The organism is Streptomyces sp. NPDC085481, assembly GCF_044541845.1.
In the GTDB taxonomy this organism is placed as follows: Bacteria; Actinomycetota; Actinomycetes; order Streptomycetales; family Streptomycetaceae; genus Streptomyces.
In genome coordinates this window covers 1-22,064 of sequence record NZ_JBITTJ010000022.1, presented here as the reverse complement: position 1 = coordinate 22,064, position 22,064 = coordinate 1, and the positions used below count along the sequence as shown (strand labels likewise).

Here is a 22,064-nt window from a genome sequence, read left to right as displayed (position 1 = left end):
CCAAATCGGACCTGTCTCACTCGTTTCCCAATCAGATACGGAGTCGTGATCCTGCCGCCCCGTCAGACATCCGTCACAGACGCGGATCAGGACGCCGTCCCACCTGCTGCTGCCGCTCCAACGCCCGCCGCAGATCCCCCGAAAGCGGGTGATAGGGCCCGTACACCCGCTCCGCGTCGAACAGCAGCCCCCGCAACTGCGACTGCCCCGCCGTGTGGTCGCCCATGGCGAGCAGCAGCAGCCCGATCCGGTGGCGGATGTCGAAGACCCGGGCCTGCTGCGCGGGGTCGGCACCGTGCTCGTAGTACGGCAGGAGCGCGCGGTACTCGGCGAGCGCGGCCGAGGGGTTGCCCAGCTGCTCCAGGCACAAGGCCGCGTCATAACGGAATTGAAGGGTCTGCGGGTCGGCCGGGCCCGCCTCCGCCGCGCGGTCCTCGGCGAGGCGGCGCAGCTCCGGCAGGGCGCGGCGGTACTGGCCGTCGTCCATCAGCGTCGTCGCGTACTGCTTGCGCAGGATGCGGACGACCGGCGAGTGCTCGCCGTGCTCCGCGGCGGCCGCCGGGAGGATCCCGCCGAGGATGTCCACGGCCCGCGTGATCGAGCCCTCCCCGAGCAGCCGCTTCACCTCGTCGACGGCCGCGGCCACGTCCGGCCGCGACGCGGCCGGTGGCGCGGACGGCATCGGCGGCACCGGCGGCGGCTGCACCGCCCGGTCGGGCCAGGGGGCGTGCGGGCGGCGGAAGGGCCGGGTCGGGTCGAGCGGCCCCGACGGGCCGGGCGCGCCGCGCGGCGGCAGGAGCGGCAGCAGGTGCTCGTACACCTCCTGCGCGCCCGAGGGCCGTGCCTGCGGGTCCTTCGCGAGCAGCCGGAGCACCAGCGCCTCGAGGGCCTCCGGCACCTCGGGCCGCAGCCGGCGCACGGGCACGGGCGGCTCGTAGAGGTGCCGGTGGAGCACCCCGAGGGCGGTCGAGCCGGCGAACGGCACATTGCCGCTGAGGAGTTCGTGGAGCAGCACGCCGAGCGCGTAGAGGTCGGTGTACGGGCCGACGGCGCCGCCCATCGCCTGCTCGGGCGCCATGTACGCGGGGGTGCCTATGGGGGAGCCGGTGTGGGTGAGGCGGGTGGTGTCGGAGTCGAGGACGGACGCGATGCCCAGGTCGAGCACGGTCACGGTGCCGTCGGGGAGGACCATCACGTTGCGCGGCTTGAGGTCCCGGTGCACGATCGGCACCGCGTGCACGGCCGCGAGCACCGCGCACAGCTGCGCGGCGACCGAGACGGCCCACGGCCAGGGGTACGGGTCGTGCTCGGCGAGGTGGTCGGCGAGGTCCGAACCCTCCACGTACTGCATGACGAGGTACAGGTCGTCGCCGTCGCTGCCCGCGTCGTGGACGGTGACGAGCCCGGGGTGGGCGACCTGCGCCGTCACCCGGCACTCGCGCACGAACCGGCGCCTGAGCTCCTCCGCGGCCGTGGCCGGGCCGCTGATGGTGACGGGACTGAGCAGTTTGACGGCGACGCGCCGGTCGAGCCGGCCGTCGTACGCCGTCCAGACCTGGCCCATGCCGCCCTGCCCGATGAGCGTGGACAGCTCGTAACGGCCTCCGATGACCCGGCCGTTCACCGCCCGCCTTCCCGGGGGTCCTGACGCAGCAGGTCGCTGAGCTCGTCGAGCTCGGCGCGGACCTGGTCGATGCGGGGACCGGCCGCCGGGGGCTGCGGGGGCGGCGGGGTGACGGGCTGCGGCTGGGTTACGGGCTGGGGCTGGGGCTGGGGCCGCGGGGCGACGGGCCGGGGCTGCGGGTAGCCGTAGGCGGGCGGCTGGTGCTGCGGCATCGTCGCCGCGTACGGGTTGTACGGCGGCGGCACCTGGCCGCGTACGGGCGTGCGGTCGTGGCGGATGTCCACGACCAGGAAGTACGCCGTGAACGCCACCGCGTTCAGCAGGATGATCCCCACGGCCCAGTCGGCCTGGGGCGTGTCGGGGTCGTCCGGCATCAGGATGATGCCGCCGATCACGACCGCCACCGAGACCCCGAGCAGGATCCAGTCGGCCACCCGGCGGGTCAGCAGACCGATGCGCAGTGCCGTCGCCCAGGCCAGGAGCCCGCAGCTGAGCAGGGGGAGCGCGGCGAACAGCACCCGCAGCACGATGACGTTCGCCGGGACGCCGCGCGGCGGTGGCGTGGGCTGCTGATGGCCGTGGCCGTACATTCCTGCTCCCGGATCGGTCCTGCGGTGGGTCTGTCGGGGATGAGCGTATACACCGACCGCGACAGCCACCTCAGGGTTGTACGGACCGAGACGGTCAGGGCTCCACGGTGCCGTCCGCGAGACCGTCGTGCATCCCCTGCACCAGCTGTTCGCCCAGCCGGCCCGCGAGCCGCAGCGCCTCCTCGAAGGCGGCGAGGGCGCGGAACCGCTCTCCGTACCGCCGCTGTTCGGCGAGCGGCAGGCGGGGCAGCTGGAGGCGGCGGACGTCGAGCCGGGTGGCGGTGGAGGCGTACGAACTGGCCTGCCGGCTGTTGGCGGTGGCACGCAGGAAGCCGGCCAGGAACCAGGGGTCGAGGGCGGCCGGGTCGGGGCGCAGGAGGTGGACGTTGCGGCCGAGGGCGGCGCCCGCGGTGGCGGCGTCGACGACCCGGGCGACCGAGCCGCCGCCCAGGACGGGGACGACGACGTCACCGGCGGCGAGGAGCACCGGCTCCTCGGCCGGGCCGTCGGCGGGGGCGTCGGGCAGGGTGCCGGAGGGCGGCTGGCCGGCGAGGACGTCGGTGTCGGTGAGGACGGCGACGGGAGCCGCGTGGGTGCCCGCGCCTTGGCCTGTGACTGCGCCTGCGCCTGCGCCTGCGCCTGTGCCTGTGCCTGTGCCTGTGCCTGTGGTGCCGGCGCCTCCGGCGCGCAGGGTCAGGGCGCCGGCGCGGGCGAGTTCGCCGACCGTCGTCGCGGGCCAGCGGACGGCGCCGGATCCGGTGTCGGCGGCGGGCGGCGGGGTCAGCTCGCGGGTACGGGCCAGGGTCTCGGTCAGCCGCTCGCGCACCCCGGCGAGCTGTGCGGCGCCCTCGGCGGCGGCGGGCGGCGGCAGGTGACGGGCGGGGGCCAGGTCGACGTCGTCGTCGAGGAGTTCGATGACGGGGACGGCTCGGCTCGCTCCGGGTGTCTCGGCGAGGGTGCCGTCGCGGTCGAAGGGCCGCCAGGCGTCGAGGACGGCGCTCTGGACGGCGGGCCAGTCGAGCCGGTCGCGGCCGGTGGCGGCGGCCTCCGAGGCGGTGTCGACGAGCAGCAGCTCGGCGGCGGGCCGCTCGCCGGGGACGGGCCTGCGCAGCACCCACAGGTGGAGCGGGATGCCGTACGGCGGTGCCGCGCCGGCCGGCAGGGCGACGACGGCCCGCAGGGCGCCGCGGCGCAGCAGGTCGGCGCGGATGCGGCGGCCGGAGCGGCGGGAGGCGGCGGCGGGCGGCATGAGCAGGACGGCGGTGCCGCCGGGGCGCAGCCGGGCCAGGGCGTGCTGGACCCAGGCGAGTTCGGATTCCGTACGGGCCGGGAAGCCGTACTCCCAGCGCGGGTCGTAGGCCAGTTCGTCGTGGCCCCAGTTGCGCTCGTTGAACGGCGGGTGGCACAGGACGGCGTCGGCGGTGAGGGCCGGGTGGGCGTCGGCGCGCAGGGTGTCGCCGGCGTGGACGCGGATGTCGGCGTCGGTGGCGAGCGCGAGGCGCAGGGCGGTCAGCGCGGCCAGGTCGGGGTCGGCGTCCTGGCCGTGGAGCGCGGTCGGCGGTCCGGCGGCGGCGCCGAGCAGGGCGCCGGTGCCGCAGGCGGGGTCCAGGACGGTGGCCGCGGGGCCGGCGAGCGCGGCCATGAGGGCGGCGGGGCCGGGCGGGGTGAGCGTGTACTGGCGCGGGTTGGCGTCGAGATGACGGCCGAGCAGGAACTCGAACGCGTCGCGGGGCCCCGTCTCGGCGGCGAGCTCCGCGGCTCCGCGCACGAGGGGGACGGACGGGGCGAGTGCGGCGGCCGTGGGGGTGCGGACGGCGCGCTCGGCGCCGAGGCGTTCGGTGAGCGTCTCCTCCAGGGGGACGGGGAGCACCGCCGCGAGCCGCTCGTCGGCTACGGCGGCGAGCGCCGGCCAGGCCGCCGGGCGGTCGCGTACGAGGAGGAGGGCGCAGCCCGCGTGGACGAGGGCGGTGGCGGCGCCGGCGGGGTGGCCGGCGATCAGCTGCCAGACGCGTTCGCGCGGGGGGACCTCGGCGAGCTTGCCCTGGGCGCGCAGCCAGGCCTCGATGTCGGGGAGGGCGAAGGAGGGGCTGGTCTCGGTGCCGCCGACGGGCTTGGGGAAGTCGGCGTGGCGGCGGCGCCAGTTGCTGACGGCGGCCCGGCCGACCCCCGCGAGGCGGGCGATGCCCGCGGCGGTCACCTCTGCTGCGCTGTCGGGCACCTGCCTCAACTCCCTCATGCCACGTGTGTGACGCCGATCTTACTGACGAATGCCGGCCACACCACTTCACACCGTGAGCCGATCCGTTTCCCGTAAATCGTGTTGACTCGGTTCACAGGCTCTGCTGTGATTGACCCATCGCGCCAGACAACTTCTCTGTCCGGGAGGACACACCCATGTCGTACGACACGCAGCTCCCGCACGCCCCGGCGCCTGCGGCGATGCGCAACGGGCTCGGCACCGCGGCCCTGATCCTCGGCATCATCGGCGCCGTGTCCGGGCTGATCCCGCTGTTCTTCTGGCTGGCCGGCATCCTCGGCCTGATCGCGCTGGTCCTCGGCCTGGTCGGCAGGGGGAGAGTCAAGCGCGGTGAGGCCGACAACAAGGGCGTCGCCCTGACCGGCGCGATCCTGGGCCTCGCGGCCCTGATCCTCTCCGTGGTCGGCGCGGTCATCACCTTCACGGCCGTCAGCGACGCGGTCGAGGAGATCGACAAGGCGGTGAAGGACGCCGCCCCGAAGGACCCGGCGTCGAAGGCCCCCGCCGGCAAGGGCGGCGCGGCCGGCAAGGCCGACAAGACCGAGGCCCTCGCGGCCGGCGACACCGTCGTCTACGACGACGACCTGAAGGTCACCGTCACGGAGGCGAAGAAGTACTCCCCGAGTGAGTTCGCCGCCGGCCACACCGAGGGCAACAAGGCGTACCAGGTCACCGTCACCATCGAGAACGGCGGCAAGAAGAAGGTCGACACCGCCCTGGTGACCCTGGAGGCCCGCGCCGGCAAGGACGGCGTCACGGCCGAGCAGATCTTCGACGACAAGGTCGGCAGCGGCTTCAGCGGCTCGGTCCTGCCCGGCAAGAAGGCCACCGCCACCTTCGCCTTCGACGCCCCGGCCACGGCCAAGGACCTCACGGTCGAGGTCACCCCCGGCCTGGACTACAACGCCTCGCAGTGGGAGCTGAAGGTCGGCTGACCTTCCCCTCCCCCTCCCCCTCCCCCGTAACGCCCATCCCCTTCCGGAGAAGCACCATGCCCACCAGCGTCCGCCCCCGCCGCGTCGCCCTCGCCTCCGTCCTGTGCGCCACGGTCGCGCTCGGTGCGACCGCGTGCGGCGCCCTCGACCCCACCGCCCCGTCCAAGAGCGACACGAGCGACGCCGCCGAGACCGCCGGCCCCTTCGGGGACCTGAGCGGACAGCAGATCGTCAACAAGGCGATCGGCGCCACGAAGACGGCGAAGTCGCTCACCCTGGACATCGACCTGAAGACCACCGACGGCCCGGTCAAGGCATACCTCGCGACCGACGTGAAGGGCCGGTGCGCCGGCACGCTGACGGTCGGCCCGACGGGCTCGGCCGAGCTGATCAAGCCCGACGACAAGACCGCCTACCTCCGCTTCGACGAGGCGTTCCTGCGCGAGCAGTCCAAGGGCGAGTCCGCCGAGGTCCAGGAGGCCGTGCTCAAGGAGCTCGAGGGCCGCTGGATGAAGACCGACGCCAAGGACCCGGAGGCGAAGGACAGCCTCGAACTGTGCGAACTGAAGGCGCTGCTCGGCGAGTTCGAGCAAGGCGCCGGCCTCGCGGTGAAGGGCGAGGAGGCGACGGTCGGAGGCAGGAAGGCGCTGACGCTCACCGAGACCCTCGGCGACGAGAAGACCACCCTCTACGTGGCCACCGAGGGCAAGCCGTACCTGCTGAGGATCGTGACGGTGGGCGGCAAGGAGCCCGGCTCGATCTCCTTCTCCGACTACGGCAAGCCGGTCGAGGCGAAGGCGCCGCCGGCGAAGGACGTGGTGGACGAGAAGAAGTACGGCTGACGGAACCGCGGACGGCCCCGGAAGCGGAAAAGGTGTGAAGGCCGCTGCGGGGGAGCGGCCTTCACGCCTTTGCGCGGGTCACGGACGCGCTCAGACACGGTGGCGGACCCAGACGTTGGGTTCGACGTACACCGCGTAGCCGCGGGAGGCCTCGCAGTGGACCGGGACCAGCGCGCCGTCGACCTCGACGGGGCCGTCGGTGTCGAACGGCTTGCGGGTCCACTTGCGCCACTGCTCGACGGACCCGCCGACCGTCATGGACGCCGGGGCGACCTTCTCGATCGTGCCGCCCGCGCGGACGTGGACGCGCAGCCACGGGTCGTGCGGCAGCCCGTCCGACTCGCGGGTGCGGAAGGCGTACTCGTGGATGGAGGCCTCGGGCTCCAGGTGCTTGGCGTTGGGGCGCACCGGGGCGACCACCTCGGAGAAACCGAGGCGGGCGGCGTTGGCGCGCATCTCGGCCAGCATGGTCCCGGAGAGCCCCTGGCCGAGCGCACTCTTCTCCACCGTGACCTCGATGGCGCTCACGGTGTCCGGGGTGCGGCCGTGCCGCAGGTCGGAGAACGCCCAGAGCAGGACCTGGTCCCAGCCGGTGTCGGGCAGTTCGCGGCGGTCCGCCTCCTGGAGCCGGAACGGCACGCTGAGCGCCCTGGCGACGATCTTCCCGGTGGGGTTGACGTCGTCGGTCGCCGGTTCGGTGGGGCCGTCGGTGGCGACGAGCACGAACTCGGGGAACTCGCTCACGATCCGGCCGACGTTGGCCCAGCCGACCGGGTCGTACATCATGAACTCCGGCCAGAGGTCCTTCATCTGCCACATCGGCCCCGCGAGTTCGGGGCGTTCGGCGAGGGTCGTGATGTGCAGGTCCATGAGGCGCAGGTTAACGGCGGGTAGCTCGGCAGGAGAAACGGTTTTCCTCGCCCGAGGATCCACACCGGGCCCGACGGGGCCGGGTGTTGGATCCAATATCCCGGATCCAATATCCGGATCCCGGATTCCGGATCCCGGATCCCTCGGCCCCGCCCCCTCACCCCTGATCCGATTTCAGATCTTGCCGATCCCCAGGGTGTTCTCGGCCGGCAGCAGACCGGATCCGATGACCGCGAGCCAGGGGCCGCCGAGGAGGTCGGAGAGTCGGGCGGTGGCCTCCGGGCCGAGGGCGACCCAGGGCCCGGCGGCCAGTTCGTCCGTCCGCCGCTCGACCTCGTCCCGCAGGGCGCGCCCCGCCTCGGTGGCGGCGCCGTCGGGACCGAGGAGCCCACGGGCGGCGAGGCGGTCGCGGGCGGCGGCCCACGCCTCCGCGCTCCAGCCGCGGCTCGCGAAGGTCGCCTCGGGTGCGGCGCCGACCGCGGCGAAGGAGACCAGCGCCTCGACGGGGTCGAGGCCGGCGGCGAGGAGCGCGGCGAGGTGGCCGTCACCACGGTGCTCGCGCAGGATCGTGGCGGCCTGCCACAGGACGAGGTGCGGGGCGTCGGGCCAGGCCTGCTCGGCGTTGGCGGCGGCCAGCGGCCGCCCCGCGGCCCCGGCGGCCCCGGCGGCGCGGCGGGCGAGCGCGGCGGCCTCGGCGAGTTCGGGGCCGTCGATCACGTCGTCGCCCAGGAGGGTGCGGTAGGTCCGGTCGACGGCGCGGAGGCGGGCGGCGAGCACGTCGGCGGGGGCGGCGACGTCCCAGGCGGCGGGGGTGTACCGGGCGACCATGGCGGGGTCGAAGCTGTAGAAGGCCGAGGCGACCCGGGTGGCGCCGGCGGCGCCGAGGGGTGCGGCGCGCCAGGCGAAGTAGCTGGGCCAGCGCTCGTCCACGCCGTAGCCGAGGGCGGCGGCCTCGTCGAAGGCCTCGGGGGCGTAGTAGAGCACGGCGTGCAGGGGTTCGAGCAGGTGCCACATCTGGCGGACGCGGCCGGGGTCCACGGCCTGAGCCTGAGCCTGAGCCTGGTCCTGGTCCTGGGGCTGGGTCTGCGCGGTCATGTCGTCGTCCCTCGCTCGTCTCGAAGCCGTGCCGTCCATTCATCTTGTCACTGACAAGATTGCTCCCGCCGACCGAACTTGTCAATGACTAGATTCCGCGTACGCTGCTGCCATGACCAGTCGGCGCACCTATCACCACGGCGACCTGCGGCAGGCCGTCCTGACGGCCGCCCTCGACGTGATCGCCACCGAGGGCCCCGCCGCGCTCAGCCTGCGCGACCTCGCCCGCCGCGCGGGCGTCTCGCACGCGGCCCCCGCGCACCACTTCAAGGACCGCACCGGCCTGCTCACCGCGATCGCCGCCCAGGGGTACGACCTCCTCGCCGAGGCCCTCGCCGGCGCCCCCGACCTGCGCGAGCGCGGGGTGCGCTACGTACGCTTCGCGGCCGCCCACCCGGCCCACTTCCAGGTGATGTTCCAGCCGGGCCTGCATCGCGCCGACGACCCGGAGCTGCTCGCCGCCAAGGAGCGCGCCTCCGCCGAACTCCGCGCGGGCGTGGCCACCCTCACGACCACCACCACCGAGCCCCACGCCCCCCACACCCCCCGCGACACCGGCGTCGCCGCCTGGTCCCTCGCCCACGGCTTCGCGACCCTGCTCCTCACCCACAACCTGGACGCCCCGCTCGGCGGGCGGGACCCGGGCGAGGTCTTCCGCTCGCTGACCGGACTGCTCCCCTCCGCTCAACTCGCCGACGACGAGCGGGAATAGCCGAAGCCGATCAAGACTTGTCGCCTGATGCGTGCACGCGTTCGACCACAGCACACGACAACGGGCGGAAATTCATGAACACCAGCAGCACCCTTCGACGCGCAGGCATCGCCCTGCTCGCCGCCACCACCCTCACCGCGTTCCCCACCGTCGCCGCCACGGCGCACGACCGGGGCACCGGCAGCACCACCGGCGCCGCCGGCACCACCGGCGCCACCTGGCACGGCGCCTGGGCCGCGTCGCCGCAGGCCGCCTCCGCGCCCCTCGGCCCCAACTGGTCGCAGCAGGGCTTCGACAACCAGACCGTGCGCCAGAGCGTCCGCGTCACCGCCGGCGGCACCAAGGCCCGCATCGAGCTGACCAACCGTTACGGCTCCACCCCGCTGCGGATCACCGGCGCGACCGTCGCCCGCACCGCCGACGGCGGCGCGGTGCGGCCCGGTTCGGTGCGGCCGCTCACCTTCGGCGGGCGCACCTCCGTCACCGTCCCGGCCGGCGGGACGCTCCTGAGCGACGGCGTGCCGTTCAAGGTCGGCGCGTTCGAGTCGGTCACCGTCACCCTGTACCTGGCGGGCCCCACCGGCCCCGCCACCTTCCACAACTTCGCCGCCGCCACCAGCTACCGCGCCGCCGGCGACCACCGGGCCGACCTGTCCGGCAAGGCCTTCACCGAGACCAGCACGTCCTGGTACTACCTGTCCGGCGTCGAGGTCTCCGGCGGCCCCCGCACGGCCCGCCGCGACGGCATCGTCGCCTTCGGCGACTCCATCACCGACGGCGTGGGCTCCACCGCCGACGCGGACAACCGCTACCCCGACGAGCTGGCCGAACGCCTCGCCGCCGCCGGCACCCCGCGCGCCGTCCTCAACCACGGCATCGGCGGCAACGAGGTCACCAACGACACCACCTGGGCCGGCGAGAAGGGCATCGCCCGCTTCAAGAAGGACGTGCTCACCGAGAAGGGCGTGGGCACGGTCATCCTCCTCGAAGGCATCAACGACTTCGGCGGCAGCGGCCCGGCCTTCCCGGGCGGCCCGACCCCCGAGGTCTCCGTCGACCGCCTCATCGCGGGCCACCGCACCCTCATACGCCAGGCCCACGCCCACGGCCTCAAGGTGGTCGGGGCGACCCTCACCCCGATCAAGGGCTCGTTCTACGACACCCCGGAGAACGAGGCGAAGCGCGACGCGTTCAACGACTGGGTCCGCACGTCCGGCGCGTACGACGCGGTGGTCGACTTCGACCGCGCGGTCGCCGACCCGTCCGACCCGGACCGGGTGCTCCCCGCGTACGACAGCGGCGACCACCTCCACCCGGGCGACGCGGGCTACCGCGCGATGGCGCAGGCGCTCGACCTCGACGAGCTGTAGGGAAGCAGGGAAGCAGGTAAGACCGCTGAGCGGTGCGGCACCCCCGGCGTGAGGCCGCGGGGTGCCGCACCACCCTCACGACCCCAGGATCTCCGCCAGGAACTCCCCGGTCCACGCGAGCAGTTCGCGGCCCACCACCGGCTTCCCGCCGATCTTCCCGGTCGTCGGGCGCGGTACCAGGATCTGGTGGACGGCCGGCTTGATGACCGTGCGCGGGTAGAGGCGCTTCAGCCTCAGCTCCTGCGATTCGCGCAGCTCGACCGGGGCGAAGCGGATGTTGGGGCCCTGGAGGACGATCTCGCCGACACCGCAGGCCCGGGCGAGCATGCGCAGGCCGGCGACGAGCAGGAGGTTCTCGACGGGCTCGGGCAGCTTGCCGTAGCGGTCGGTGAGTTCCTCGCGTACGGCCTTGACGTCCTCCTCCGAGTTGGCGGAGGCGATGGCGCGGTAGGCCTGGAGGCGCAGGCGCTCGCCGGGGGCGTAGTCGTGCGGGACGTGGGCGTCGACCGGGAGCTCGATCTTGACCTCCAGGGGCGGCTCCTCCTCGACGCCGCCTTCCAGGGAGGCCCGGTAGTCGGCGACGGCCTCGCCGACCATGCGGACGTACAGGTCGAAGCCGACGCCCGCGATGTGGCCGGACTGCTCGCCGCCGAGGAGGTTGCCCGCACCGCGGATCTCCAGGTCCTTCATGGCCACGTACATGCCGGCGCCCATCTCGGTGTGCTGGGCGATGGTCGCGAGCCGCTCGTGGGCGGTCTCGGTCAGCGGCTTCTCCGGCGGGTACAGGAAGTACGCGTATCCGCGCTCGCGGCCGCGGCCGACCCGGCCGCGCAGCTGGTGCAGCTGCGACAGGCCGAAGTTGTCACCGCGTTCGACGATGAGCGTGTTGGCGTTGGAGATGTCGATGCCGGACTCGACGATCGTCGTGGAGACGAGGACGTCGAACTTCTTCTCCCAGAAGTCGACGACGACCTGTTCGAGGGCGCTCTCGCTCATCTGGCCGTGGGCGGTGGCGATCCGCGCCTCCGGGACGATGTCGCGCAGCCGCGCGGCCGCCCGGTCGATGGACTCGACCCGGTTGTGGATGTAGAAGACCTGGCCCTCGCGCAGCAGTTCGCGGCGGATGGCGGCGCCGATCTGCTTCTCCTCGTACGGGCCGACGAAGGTGAGGACCGGGTGGCGTTCCTCCGGCGGGGTGGTGATCGTGGACATCTCGCGGATGCCGGTGACCGCCATCTCGAGGGTGCGGGGGATGGGCGTGGCGGACATGGTCAGGACGTCGACGTTGGCGCGGAGCTTCTTCAGCTGCTCCTTGTGCTCGACGCCGAAGCGCTGCTCCTCGTCGACGATGACCAGGCCGAGGTCCTTGAACTTGGTCTCGGCGGAGAACAGGCGGTGGGTGCCGATGACGATGTCGACGGAGCCGTCCCGCAGGCCCTCCATGGTCGCCTTCGACTCGGTGTCCGTCTGGAAGCGCGAGAGCGCGCGGGTGACGACGGGGAACTGGGAGTAGCGCTCGGAGAAGGTGCCGAAGTGCTGCTGCACGAGCAGGGTGGTGGGGACGAGGACGGCGACCTGCTTGCCGTCCTGGACGGCCTTGAAGGCGGCGCGTACGGCGATCTCCGTCTTGCCGTAGCCGACGTCGCCGCAGATCAGGCGGTCCATGGGGACGGTCTTCTCCATGTCCTCCTTCACCTCGGCGATGGTGGACAGCTGGTCGGGCGTCTCGGCGTACGGGAAGGCGTCCTCCAGCTCCCGCTGCCAGGGGGTGTCGGGGGCGAAGGCGTGGCCGGGGGCGGCCATGCGCGCGGAGTAGAGCTTGATGAGGTCGGCGGCGATCTCCTTGACCGCCTTCTTGGCGCGGGCCTTGGTCTTGGTCCAGTCGGCGCCGCCGAGCCGGTGCAGGGTGGGTGCCTCGCCGCCGACGTATTTGGTGACCTGTTCCAGCTGGTCGGTGGGGATGTAGAGGCGGTCGCCTGGCTGGCCGCGCTTGGCGGGGGCGTACTCGACGAGGAGGTACTCGCGGGTGGCGCCCTGGACGGTGCGCTGGACCATCTCGATGTAGCGGCCGACGCCGTGCTGTTCGTGGACGATGTAGTCGCCGGCTTCCAGGGTCAGCGGGTCGATGGTCTTGCGCCGCTTGGCGGGCATGCGCTGGCCGTCCTTGCCGGCGGCCTTCTGCCCGGACAGGTCGGTCTCGGTGAGGACGGCGAGCTTGAGGGCGGGGTCGACGAAGCCGTAGTCGATGGAGCCGGTCGCCACGTGGACGACGGACGGGGTGATCTCGGCGAGGTCGGCGTCGAGGCGGGCGGCGATGCCTTCGCCGCCGAGCACCTCGACGGTGCGGGAGGCGGGGCCGTGCGCCTCCGTGACGTACACGGTGCGCCAGCCGTCGGCGAGCCAGCCCTTGGTGTCGGCGAGTGCGCGGGCGGTGTCGCCGCGGTACGTCTCGGGGGCGTGCATGCCGAGTTTCAGGGTGTCCGCGTCGAGCGTCTCGTCGGCGGCGAACGGCGACACCGACCACCACATCATGCCGAGCTCGCGCGCCCGGTCCCGTACGTCCGCGATCCCCCACAGGGAGGCCGCGCCGACGTCGATGGGGGCCTCGCCGCCGCCGGCGGTCGCCGCCCAGGACGCCTGCAGGAACTCCTGCGAGGTCGCCACCAGGTCCGCCGCCCTCGTCCGTACCCGCTCGGGGTCGCAGACGACGGCCATCGAGCCCTTGGGCAGGACGTCGAGCAGCAGTTCCATGTCGTCGACGAGGACCGGGGCCAGCGACTCCATGCCCTCGACGGCGATGCCCTCGGCGATCTTGCCGAGGAGTTCGCCGAGCTCGGGGTGGGCCTCGGCGAGGGCCGCCGCCCGTTCCCGTACGGAGTCGGTCAGGAGCAGTTCGCGGCAGGGCGGCGCCCACAGGCCGTGTTCGGCGACTTCCAGGGACCGCTGGTCGGCGACCTTGAAGTAGCGGATCTCCTCGACGTCGTCGCCCCAGAACTCGATGCGGAGGGGGTGTTCCTCGGTGGGCGGGAAGACGTCGAGGATGCCGCCGCGTACGGCGAACTCGCCGCGCTTCTCGACGAGCTCCACCCGTGCGTACGCGGCGGCCGCGAGGCCGGCGACGACCTCGCCGAGGTCGGCCTGCTGCCCGGTCCGCAGGCTGACGGGTTCCAGGTCGCCGAGGCCTTTGACCTGCGGCTGGAGTACGGAGCGGACGGGGGCGACGACGACGCTGACGGGCCCGGCGGTGGGGTCGTCGTCCCGCGGGTGGGCGAGCCGGCGCAGGACGGCGAGGCGGCGGCCGACGGTGTCGGAGCGGGGCGAGAGCCGCTCGTGCGGCAGGGTCTCCCAAGAGGGGTAGTCGACGACCGTGTCGGGGTCGAGCAGGGAGCGCAGGGCGGCGGCCAGGTCCTCGGCCTCGCGCCCGGTGGCGGTGACCGCGAGCACGGGCCGGCCGGCCTCGCGGGCGAGCGCGGCGACGGCGAAGGGGCGCGCGGCGGGCGGGCCGACCAGGTCGACGTGGTGGCGATTGCCGTCCGTGGCGGCCTTGACCGCCTCGGTGAGTGCGGCGTCCTTGACGACGACGTCCAGCAGACCGTGCAGGCTCATGGAGGGTCCATCCCGGCGAAGGTGGGCAACGCGAACGGCCCGACACGTCTCACGGGCCGGGGTCTCCAGCCTACGACGACGCGGTGACAGTGACTCGTTCGTGGGATCGACGCGACGTGTACTCAACCGTGCAGTCGAGCACATGAGTGACACGTTTCCCATCACCGAGGCCCGCGCTCAGTTCGGCTCCCTGGTTCGCCGGACCGCGCACGCCCGCGAACGGATCACCATCACTGACCACGGCCAGGCCGCGGCCGTCTTCATCAACCCGAGGGAGCTGGACGAGCTGGAATCGCGCGTCCTGGAGCTGGAAGAACAGCTGGCGGTGGCACGCTACCGCGCCGAAAAGGCGAACGGGACCTTCGCCGGCGTACCGCACGATGAAGTCCGCGCCGTGCTCGGCTTGGAGCGTGAGTGAGTTTCACCGGGCCCGGCCACCCCCGTTCCGCCCCCCTACTCGCTCGCGATCGCGTTCAGCACGTTCATCCGCCCCGCCCGGAAGGCCGGGACCAGCGCCGCGAAGAGGCCCACGAAGGCCGAGCCGACGAAGACCGCCACGATCGTCGGCCAGGGGATCTCCAGGACGCCCAGGCCCTCCAGGGCGAGGAGCTTCTGGGCGGCGGTGCCCCAGCCCATGCCCAGGCCGAGGCCGAGGAGGGCGCCGAAGAGGGCGATGACCACGGACTCCAGGCGGATCATGCGGCGCAGCTGGCGGCGGGAGAGGCCGATGGCGCGCATGAGGCCGATCTCGCGGGTGCGCTCGACGACCGAGAGGGCGAGGGTGTTCACGACGCCGAGGACGGCGACGACGATCGCGAGGGCGAGCAGCCCGTAGACGATGTTGAGGAGCTGGCCGACCTGGTCCTGGAGCTGCTTCTTGTAGTCGGCCTGGTCGGCGACCTTGTACTGCGGGTACGGGGCGAGGGCGTCCTTGAGGGCCTCGTACGCGGCGGTCTCCTGGCCTTCCTTGGCGGTGGCGAAGACGATCACGCTCTTGGGCATCTTCTCGGCGGGCAGGTACCGGGCGGCCGTGGTGAGGCCGGTGTACATGACGCCCTTGTCGATGTTGTTGTCGTCGGAGGTGATCGCGGCGACCCGCAGGGTGGCCTTCTTGCCGCCGGTGAAGGCGACGGTGAGCTTGTCGCCGACCTTCACGCCGTGCTCGGTGGCGTAGCGGCTGCCCACGGACATGGCGTCCGGCCCGTAGGCGTCGGTCAGGGTGCCGGCGGTGGTGTCGCGGCGGACGTCCTCGGCGTACGTGGGGTCGGCGGCGACCAGGCCGGTCTTGTCGGCCTTGCCGTGCGGGTCGGTGACGGTGGCGTCGACCCACTTGTACTCGGTGACGTGGTCCAGGCCGGGGGTCTTCTCGACGGCTGTCTGGGCATGCGGGACGACGGGCTGGCCGTTGGTGGACTGGATGATGAAGTCGGCGCCGACGGACCGGTCGAGCTCCTCGGTCGCGGAGGCGACCATCGACGAGCCGACCACCGACAGGCAGGCGACGAGTGCGAGGCCGATCATCAGGGCGGCGCCGGTGGCTCCGGTACGGCGCGGGTTGCGCAGCGCGTTGCGTTCGGCCATGCGGCCGACGGGACCGAAGACCCGCAGGACGACGACGCCGAGGGCGCGGACGACGGCGCCGGACAGCAGCGGGCCGATGACGATGAAGCCGAGCAGCGACAGGACGACGCCGAGGCCGAGCCAGAGGGATCCCGCGCCGGCCTTCTCGGCCTGGGTCGCGGTCCACAGCGCGCCGGCGCCGGCGGCGGTCAGGAGCAGGCCGAGGACGCCGCGTACGGTGCCGGCCTTGCCGTCGGCGGGGGTGCCGGCGTCGCGCAGGGCGGCCATCGGGGAGACCTTCGAGGCCCGGCGGGCGGGGACGAAGGCGGCGAGGACGGTGACGACGATGCCGAGGGCGAGGCCGACGGCGGGGGTGGTCCAGCGGACGGTGAGGTCCTGGGTGGACAGGTCCATGCCGATGGACGACATGAGCTGCATCAGGCCGACGGCGAGGCCGACGCCCGCCGCGACGCCGGCGACCGAGCCGACGACGCCGAGGAGGAGGGCCTCGACGAGGACGGAGCGGTTGACCTGGCGGCGGCTGGAGCCGATGGCCCGCATGAGGCCGATCTCGCGGGTGCGCTGGGCGACCAGCATGGAGAAGGTGTTGACGATGAGGAAGATGCCGACGAGGAAGGCGATCCCGGCGAAGCCGAGCATCGCGTACTTCATGATGTCGAGGAAGCCGGCGACGTCCTCGCGGCCGGCGTCGGCGGCCTCGGCGGCGGTCTGCAGCTTGTAGCCGTCACCCAGCGTGGTGGCGATGTTCCTCTTGAGGGTGTCGTCGCTGACGCCGGGTGCTGCGTCGGCGGTGACGTGCGTGAACAGGCCTTCCTTGCCGAGGAGTTCGCGCTGGGCGGTGGCGGTGTCGAAGTAGACGAGGGTGGCGCCGGGGTTGGTGACCTTGAAGTCGACGATGCCGGAGATCTTCGCGGTGAAGTCGCCGGTGACGGCGATGGTGCGCAGCTCGTCGCCGATCTTCAGGTGGTGCTTCCCGGCGGTGCCGCCGTCGACCATGACCTCGGTGGGGCCGCGCGGCTCGTGACCGGAGGCGATCTCCATCGAACGGAGTTCGTTGGCGGACCAGTTGGCGGCGATGGTGGGCGCGCCGGAGGTGGGGCCGACGTTGTCGTTGCGGGAGTCGACGACGGTGATGCTCGTGGAGACGACCTGGCCCTGGGCGGCCTTGACGCCCTCGGCGCTCCCGACCCGGGCGACGAGGGCGGCGGGCAGGGTCTCGGGGCGGCCGTTCTGCGGGATCTCGTCGTCCTCGGCGGCGGGCTTGGGCGTGACGGTGACATCGGACGCGGTGGAGGCGAAGAGCTTGTCGAAGGTGGTGTTCATGGTGTCGCTGAACACCAGGGTGCCGCTGACGAAGGCGACGGAGAGGAGGACGGCGACGGCGGAGAGCGCCATGCGGCCCTTGTGCGCGAGGAAGCTGCGCAGCGAGGTCTTGAGCACGGTCATGAGGTCCGCCCGCGCGCGTCGAAGTCCTTCATCCGGTCGAGTACGGCGTCGGCGGTGGGCCGCAGCATCTCGTCGACGATGCGGCCGTCGGCGAGGTAGAGGACGCGGTCGGCGTAGGAGGCGGCGACGGGGTCGTGGGTGACCATGACGATGGTCTGGCCGAGCTCGTCGACCGACTGCCGCAGGAAGCCGAGGACTTCGGCGCCGGCGCGCGAGTCGAGGTTTCCGGTCGGCTCGTCACCGAAGATGATCTCGGGCCGGGCGGCGAGCGCGCGGGCCACGGCGACGCGCTGCTGCTGGCCGCCGGACAGCTGGTTGGGCCGGTGCTTGAGGCGCTCGGCGAGGCCGACGGTGTCGACGACCCGGGTCAGCCAGGCCTGGTCGGGCTTGCGGCCGGCGATGTCCATGGGGAGCGTGATGTTCTCGAGCGCGTTGAGCGTGGGCAGCAGGTTGAAGGCCTGGAAGATGAACCCGATGCGGTCGCGCCGCAGTCGGGTGAGCTTCTTGTCCTTCAGGCCGGTGATCTCGGTCTCGTCGAGGAAGATCTGGCCGCTGCTGACGGTGTCGAGACCGGCGAGGCAGTGCATGAGCGTGGACTTGCCGGAGCCGGAGGGCCCCATGATGGCGGTGAACCGACCGCGGGCGATGTCCACGTCGACGTGGTCGAGCGCGACGACCCGGGTCTCCCCGGAGCCGTAGGCCTTGACGACCTGTCGCGCCCGCGCGGCGACGGCCGTCCGCCCTCCGGTACCCCCGTGCCTGGGGATGGTCACAGCCGAAGTCACGGTATGTCTCCTATGTGTTCGTACGCGTGTGATGGCGCGTTCGAGTCTGGTCCGGGGGCGGGGGCCGCGGCACTGGTGCCCGACGCACTCTTCGCCCTGCGGTTTTCCGTAGGACCAAGTTAAGGACGGGAGGGGTCCCGGCTCCTCCTCCGCCGGGACGAACGGTCCCTGGGCTGCATGGGGGAGGAGCCCTTAGGGGTTCTCCATCGATGGATCGAGTGAGAGGGTGTGGGCCGGGCGCATTTAGCTGTATGAAGCATCCGGAGGAAGGGGTGGGTCCGGGGTGTCCGACAGGGTCTCGGACGGGGCGTCCGACGCGACGAGGAGTGAGCCGGTGGCCGCGCCGGCGACCGCGAAGGCCGGCTCCCCGCGGCGCGGTCCCGTCGTCGCCGCGCTGATGCTGGGCATGGCGCTCGCCGCGCTCGACGGCACGGTCGTGTCCACGGCGGTGCCGCAGATCGTCGGCGACCTCGGCGGGCTCTCCGTCTTCTCCTGGCTGTTCTCCGGCTATCTGCTCGCCGTGACGGTGACCCTGCCGGTGTACGGCAAGCTCAGCGACACCTTCGGCCGCAAGCCCGTCCTGATCGCGGGCATCGTGCTGTTCCTGGTGGGCTCGGTGCTGTGCGCCTCGGCCTGGAACATGGGCTCGCTCATCGCCTTCCGCGTCGTCCAGGGCCTGGGCGGCGGCGCGCTCCAGGGCACGGTCCAGACGATCGCGGCGGACCTGTACCCGCTGAAGGAACGCCCCAGGATCCAGGCCCGCCTCTCCACCGTGTGGGCCACCTCGGCGGTCGCGGGCCCGACGGCGGGCGGCCTGCTCGCCGGGTACGCGGACTGGCGCTGGATCTTCCTGGTCAACCTGCCGGTGGGCGCGGCGGCGTTGTGGCTGATCGCGCGGTATCTGGTGGAGCCGGGGCGGGGGCTGGGGCTCGGGGAACCCCTACGGGACGGGGCGGAGCCCGTAGGGGGCTGCGCCGGAGCAGCCGTACGGGACGGGGCCGGGGCGGTACGGGATGAGGCCGGGGCCGTACGGGATGAGGCCGGGGCCGTACGGGATGAGGCCGGGGCCGTACGGGATGAGGCCGGGGCCGTACGGGACGGGGCCCTGGCACGGCGCGCGGCGGGGCACACGGCGGGGCGACGGACGGCGCGCCCGCGGGTCTCCGTGGACTGGGCCGGGGCGCTCGCCATCTTCGCGACCGGCACCCTGCTGCTGACCGCGCTCGTGCAGGGTGGGGTGGCCTGGCCGTGGCTGTCGCCGCCGTCGCTCGGGCTGTTCGGCGGGGCGGCGGCGCTCGCCGCGCTGACCGTTCTCATCGAACGCCGGGCCGCGGAACCGATCATCCCCGGCTGGGTCTGGCGCCGCCGCACCATAGCCGCCGTCAACCTGGCCCTCGGCGCGCTCGGCCTGCTCATGGTCGCCCCGACCGTGTTCCTGCCCACGTACGCCCAGGCGGTCCTCGGCCTCGGCCCGATCGCCGCCGGTTTCGTGCTCTCCGCGATGACGCTGAGCTGGCCCGTCACGGCGGCGCTGTCGAACCGGGTCTACACCCGCATCGGCTTCCGCCGCACCGCCGTCCTGGGCATGACCCTCGCCCTCCTGGTCCTGCTCGCCTTCCCCCTCCTGCCCTTCCCCGGCGAGCCCTGGCAGCCCGCGCTGCTCATGCTGCTGCTCGGCGGCGCGCTCGGCTTCTTCCAGCTCCCGCTGATCGTCGGGGTCCAGTCGACCGTCCCCTACGAGGAACGCGGGACGACCACCGCGTCGGTGCTGTTCGTGCGCCAGGTCGGGCAGAGCGTGGGCGCGGCCCTGTTCGGCGCCATCGCCAACGGGGTCCTGGCGGCACGGATCGCCCAGAGCGGGAGCACGGGCGCGGAGACCGGCACCGGCACCGGCACCGGCAGCGACGCGGGCACCGGCGACCTGGACGGCCTCGTCCGCGCCCTGGAGACGCCCGGCGCACTGCCCGAGCCGACCGCGGACTTCCTGCGCCGGGCGGTGGACACCGCCGTCGACTACGTCTACCTGGGGGCGGCCGGGGCTGCGGCCCTCGCCCTCCTCGTCCTGCTCACCATCGCCCCGCGCCGCTTCCCGGTCCTGAAGGAACACGAGCCATCCGAGGCCCCGGACTGAGAAGGATTTTGCGGTTTCCGCAACATCGCTGGGCGCGGGGGAGCACCCGCTCCGAGCATGGGCCGCAAGCCGTTTCCGCGGCGCCTCTCCGGCAGAAGGCGGGCCCATGACGACCACGACATCCCCCACGACTCCCCCCGTCGCGCTGAGCGCGCGCCGGCGCTGGACGGTGCTCGCCGTCTGCGCGCTGAGCATGTTCCTCGTCGGCCTCGACACCACCATCGTCAACGTGGGCCTGCCCGCGATCGGCGAGGGCCTGGACGCGGGCCCCCGCAGCCTCGCGTGGGTCGTGGACGCGTACACCATCGTCCTCGCCGGCCTGCTCGTCGTCTCCGGTGCGCTGGCCGACCGCTTCGGCCGGCGCCGCGTTTTCCGCTGCGGCCTCGTGGTCTTCGGCCTGGCGTCCCTGGCCTGCGCGCTGGCGCCGTCCCTGGGAGTCCTGGTCGCGGCACGGGCGCTGCAGGGCGTCGGGGCGTCGATGCTGAGCCCGGTGGCGCTGGCGATCGTGGTGAGCGCCATGCCCGACCCGCGGGAGCGTGCGCGGGCGATCGGCATCTGGGCCTCGGTGTTCGGCCTGAGCATGGCGGCCGGCCCGGTCACCGGCGGGGCGCTGATCGCCGCGTTCGGGTGGCGCTCGGTGTTCTGGGTCAACGTGCCGGTCGTCGCGGCCGCCCTACTGCTGGTCGCCGCCTTCGTACCGGAGTCGTACGGGCAGCGCACCCGGCGGCTCGATCCGCCCGGCCAGCTCCTCCTCATGGCGGCCCTGGCCTTGTCCGTAGGCGTCCTCATCGAAGGCCCCCGCATCGGCTGGACCTCACCGGCGGCCCTGACCGGCTACGTCCTGGCGGCAGCGGCGACAGCCGGATTCGTCCTCGTCGAACTGCGCCGCCCGGAACCCCTGATGGACCTCGCCCTCTTCCGCAGACCCCGCTTCGCGACGGCGGTGCTCGGGGCGGTCGCGGTCTTCACGGCCCTGAACACGACCCTCCTGCTCAACACGCTCTACCTCCAGCACACCCGCGGCTGGACCCCCCTCGCGGCGGGCGCGGCAACCCTGCCCATGGCGCTCGGCGCCACGCTCTGCGCCCCCTGGTCCGGCCGGCTCGTCGGCCGCATCGGCCCCCGCCGCCCGCTCCTCCTCGCCGGCGGTTTCACCGCGGTGGGCGGCCTGTGCCTGGTGAACCTCGGCCCGGACACCGGTGTCGCGCTGCTCCTGACGGCCTACCTGCTCATCGGCATCGGTTTCGGCTTCGCCAACGCCCCGCTCACCACCACCGCCGTCGCCGGCCTCCCCCCGTCCCGGGCGGGCGTGGCCGGCGCCATCACCTCCACCGCCCGCCAACTCGGCTCGGCCGTCGGCATCGCCATAGCCGTCGCCCTCACCACCGCCACCGGCGCGCCCGACCTCCCCCAGGCCTCCCGCCCCGGCTGGCTCCTGGTGACGGCCTGCGGCCTGTTCCTCCTGCTGACGGCCAAGGCCGCGGGAGCGGGGTCGGCCGCGGGAGCGGGGTCGGGGACGCGGCCGGACAAGGCCTAGGGGACGCCCTAGGTGTATTGCCCAGTGAGGTTGGGGACGCGGCTGGCGGGTGGTTTGCCTGCGAGTGCGGTGTGTCCGCGGTGGTGATTGTAGGTGTGCAGCCAGTCGGGGAAGGCGTCGCGTCGTTCCTGCTCTGATCGGTAGGGGCGGGCGTAGGCCCACTCCTCCAGCAGGGTCCGGTTCAGCCGTTCGACCTTGCCGTTGGTCTGGGGCCGGTAGGGCCGGGTTCGCTTGTGGGTGATCCCGGCCGCTGCCAGTGCGTCGCGCCAGGTGTGGGACTTGTAGCAGGCGCCGTTGTCGGTCAGGATCCGCTCGACGGTGATCCCGTACGAGGCGAAGAACGTCTGGGCTCGGGTCCAGAAGCCGGTCGCGGTCTCCTTCTTCTCGTCGGTGAGGATCTCTGAGTAGGCGAGGCGGGAGTGGTCGTCGACGGCGGTGTGGATGTAGCTGTAGCCGGCGTTCTTGCGGTTCTTGCGGCCGACAGGTCGGCCGAGGGCCTTGTGGCCGCCGCCGTCGGGGATGTTGCCGAGTTTCTTGATGTCGACGTGGACGAGTTCGCCGGGCCGGTCGCGTTCGTAGCGGCGTATGTTCCGGCCGGTGGCGCGGTCCAGGTGTGCGAGGCGGGCCAGGCCGAAGCGGGTCAGGACACGGTGCACGGTCGAGGGCACGAGGTCCAGCAGGTG

General features: G+C 73.0%; 16 protein-coding genes. 7 read left to right on the top strand and 9 right to left on the bottom strand.

The window, feature by feature from the left end:
- Window positions 1-73 precede the first annotated feature (73 nt).
- From ACIGEZ_RS32500 to ACIGEZ_RS32490, 3 genes are all read right to left on the bottom strand, one after another.
- The gene (locus ACIGEZ_RS32500) at window positions 74-1,624 is read right to left on the bottom strand and encodes a protein kinase (protein WP_399838445.1); all 1,551 of its coding nucleotides are present in this window, start codon (window positions 1,622-1,624) and stop codon (window positions 74-76) included.
- Entirely contained in the window at window positions 1,621-2,214 is a 594-nt protein-coding gene (locus tag ACIGEZ_RS32495) for a hypothetical protein (RefSeq protein ID WP_399838442.1), read from the bottom strand. Before ACIGEZ_RS32495 ends, ACIGEZ_RS32500 begins: the two co-directional genes overlap by 4 nt.
- A gap of 94 nt (window positions 2,215-2,308) precedes the next feature.
- Window positions 2,309-4,450: an N-6 DNA methylase gene (locus ACIGEZ_RS32490; RefSeq protein WP_399838439.1), complete on the bottom strand. Its 2,142-nt coding sequence runs from the start codon at window positions 4,448-4,450 to the stop codon at window positions 2,309-2,311.
- A gap of 158 nt (window positions 4,451-4,608) precedes the next feature.
- On the opposite strand from ACIGEZ_RS32490, the gene ACIGEZ_RS32485 reads away from it, so the two are divergent.
- Both ACIGEZ_RS32485 and ACIGEZ_RS32480 read left to right on the top strand, forming a co-directional pair.
- Window positions 4,609-5,406: a DUF4190 domain-containing protein gene (locus tag ACIGEZ_RS32485; protein WP_399838436.1), complete on the top strand. Its 798-nt coding sequence runs from the start codon at window positions 4,609-4,611 to the stop codon at window positions 5,404-5,406.
- 56 nt (window positions 5,407-5,462) lie between these two features.
- Entirely contained in the window at window positions 5,463-6,248 is a 786-nt protein-coding gene (locus tag ACIGEZ_RS32480) for a hypothetical protein (protein ID WP_399838433.1), read from the top strand.
- 90 nt (window positions 6,249-6,338) lie between these two features.
- Here the strand turns inward: ACIGEZ_RS32480 and ACIGEZ_RS32475 are convergent, their stop codons facing one another.
- Both ACIGEZ_RS32475 and ACIGEZ_RS32470 read right to left on the bottom strand, forming a co-directional pair.
- Window positions 6,339-7,118: an N-acetyltransferase gene (locus ACIGEZ_RS32475; RefSeq protein ID WP_399838431.1), complete on the bottom strand. Its 780-nt coding sequence runs from the start codon at window positions 7,116-7,118 to the stop codon at window positions 6,339-6,341.
- Between the two features lie 174 nt (window positions 7,119-7,292).
- Window positions 7,293-8,132: a hypothetical protein gene (locus ACIGEZ_RS32470; RefSeq protein WP_399838622.1), complete on the bottom strand. Its 840-nt coding sequence runs from the start codon at window positions 8,130-8,132 to the stop codon at window positions 7,293-7,295.
- A 193-nt stretch (window positions 8,133-8,325) separates the two neighbouring features.
- Between ACIGEZ_RS32470 and ACIGEZ_RS32465 the strand changes: the two genes are divergently transcribed.
- Window positions 8,326-8,925: a TetR/AcrR family transcriptional regulator gene (locus ACIGEZ_RS32465; RefSeq protein ID WP_399838428.1), complete on the top strand. Its 600-nt coding sequence runs from the start codon at window positions 8,326-8,328 to the stop codon at window positions 8,923-8,925.
- A gap of 74 nt (window positions 8,926-8,999) precedes the next feature.
- The gene (locus ACIGEZ_RS32460) at window positions 9,000-10,295 is read left to right on the top strand and encodes an SGNH/GDSL hydrolase family protein (protein WP_399838425.1); all 1,296 of its coding nucleotides are present in this window, start codon (window positions 9,000-9,002) and stop codon (window positions 10,293-10,295) included.
- Window positions 10,296-10,370: 75 nt separating this feature from the next.
- On the opposite strand, the gene mfd is transcribed toward ACIGEZ_RS32460, so the two are convergent.
- Window positions 10,371-13,901, bottom strand: coding sequence for a transcription-repair coupling factor (gene mfd, locus ACIGEZ_RS32455; protein WP_399838423.1), 3,531 nt, complete (start codon window positions 13,899-13,901; stop codon window positions 10,371-10,373).
- A gap of 142 nt (window positions 13,902-14,043) precedes the next feature.
- Between mfd and ACIGEZ_RS32450 the strand changes: the two genes are divergently transcribed.
- The gene (locus ACIGEZ_RS32450) at window positions 14,044-14,319 is read left to right on the top strand and encodes a type II toxin-antitoxin system Phd/YefM family antitoxin (protein WP_399838421.1); all 276 of its coding nucleotides are present in this window, start codon (window positions 14,044-14,046) and stop codon (window positions 14,317-14,319) included.
- A 35-nt stretch (window positions 14,320-14,354) separates the two neighbouring features.
- Here the strand turns inward: ACIGEZ_RS32450 and ACIGEZ_RS32445 are convergent, their stop codons facing one another.
- Both ACIGEZ_RS32445 and ACIGEZ_RS32440 read right to left on the bottom strand, forming a co-directional pair.
- Window positions 14,355-16,928 carry an ABC transporter permease gene (locus ACIGEZ_RS32445; RefSeq protein WP_399838418.1) on the bottom strand — a complete coding sequence of 858 codons (2,574 nt, stop codon included), beginning with the start codon at window positions 16,926-16,928 and terminating at the stop codon, window positions 14,355-14,357.
- Window positions 16,925-17,713 (bottom strand): ABC transporter ATP-binding protein, encoded by a 789-nt coding sequence (locus tag ACIGEZ_RS32440; protein WP_399838416.1) that lies wholly within the window; start codon window positions 17,711-17,713, stop codon window positions 16,925-16,927. Before ACIGEZ_RS32440 ends, ACIGEZ_RS32445 begins: the two co-directional genes overlap by 4 nt.
- A 397-nt stretch (window positions 17,714-18,110) precedes the next feature.
- Between ACIGEZ_RS32440 and ACIGEZ_RS32435 the strand changes: the two genes are divergently transcribed.
- Both ACIGEZ_RS32435 and ACIGEZ_RS32430 read left to right on the top strand, forming a co-directional pair.
- On the top strand, window positions 18,111-19,844 hold the full coding sequence (locus ACIGEZ_RS32435; RefSeq protein ID WP_399838619.1) for an MFS transporter: 1,734 nt from the start codon (window positions 18,111-18,113) through the stop codon (window positions 19,842-19,844).
- 106 nt (window positions 19,845-19,950) lie between these two features.
- The gene (locus tag ACIGEZ_RS32430; protein WP_399838413.1) at window positions 19,951-21,381 is read left to right on the top strand and encodes an MFS transporter; all 1,431 of its coding nucleotides are present in this window, start codon (window positions 19,951-19,953) and stop codon (window positions 21,379-21,381) included.
- A gap of 8 nt (window positions 21,382-21,389) precedes the next feature.
- On the opposite strand, the gene ACIGEZ_RS32425 is transcribed toward ACIGEZ_RS32430, so the two are convergent.
- Window positions 21,390-22,064, bottom strand: a 675-nt coding sequence (locus tag ACIGEZ_RS32425) for an IS481 family transposase (RefSeq protein ID WP_399838410.1), incomplete at its 5' end; no start/stop codon positions are given.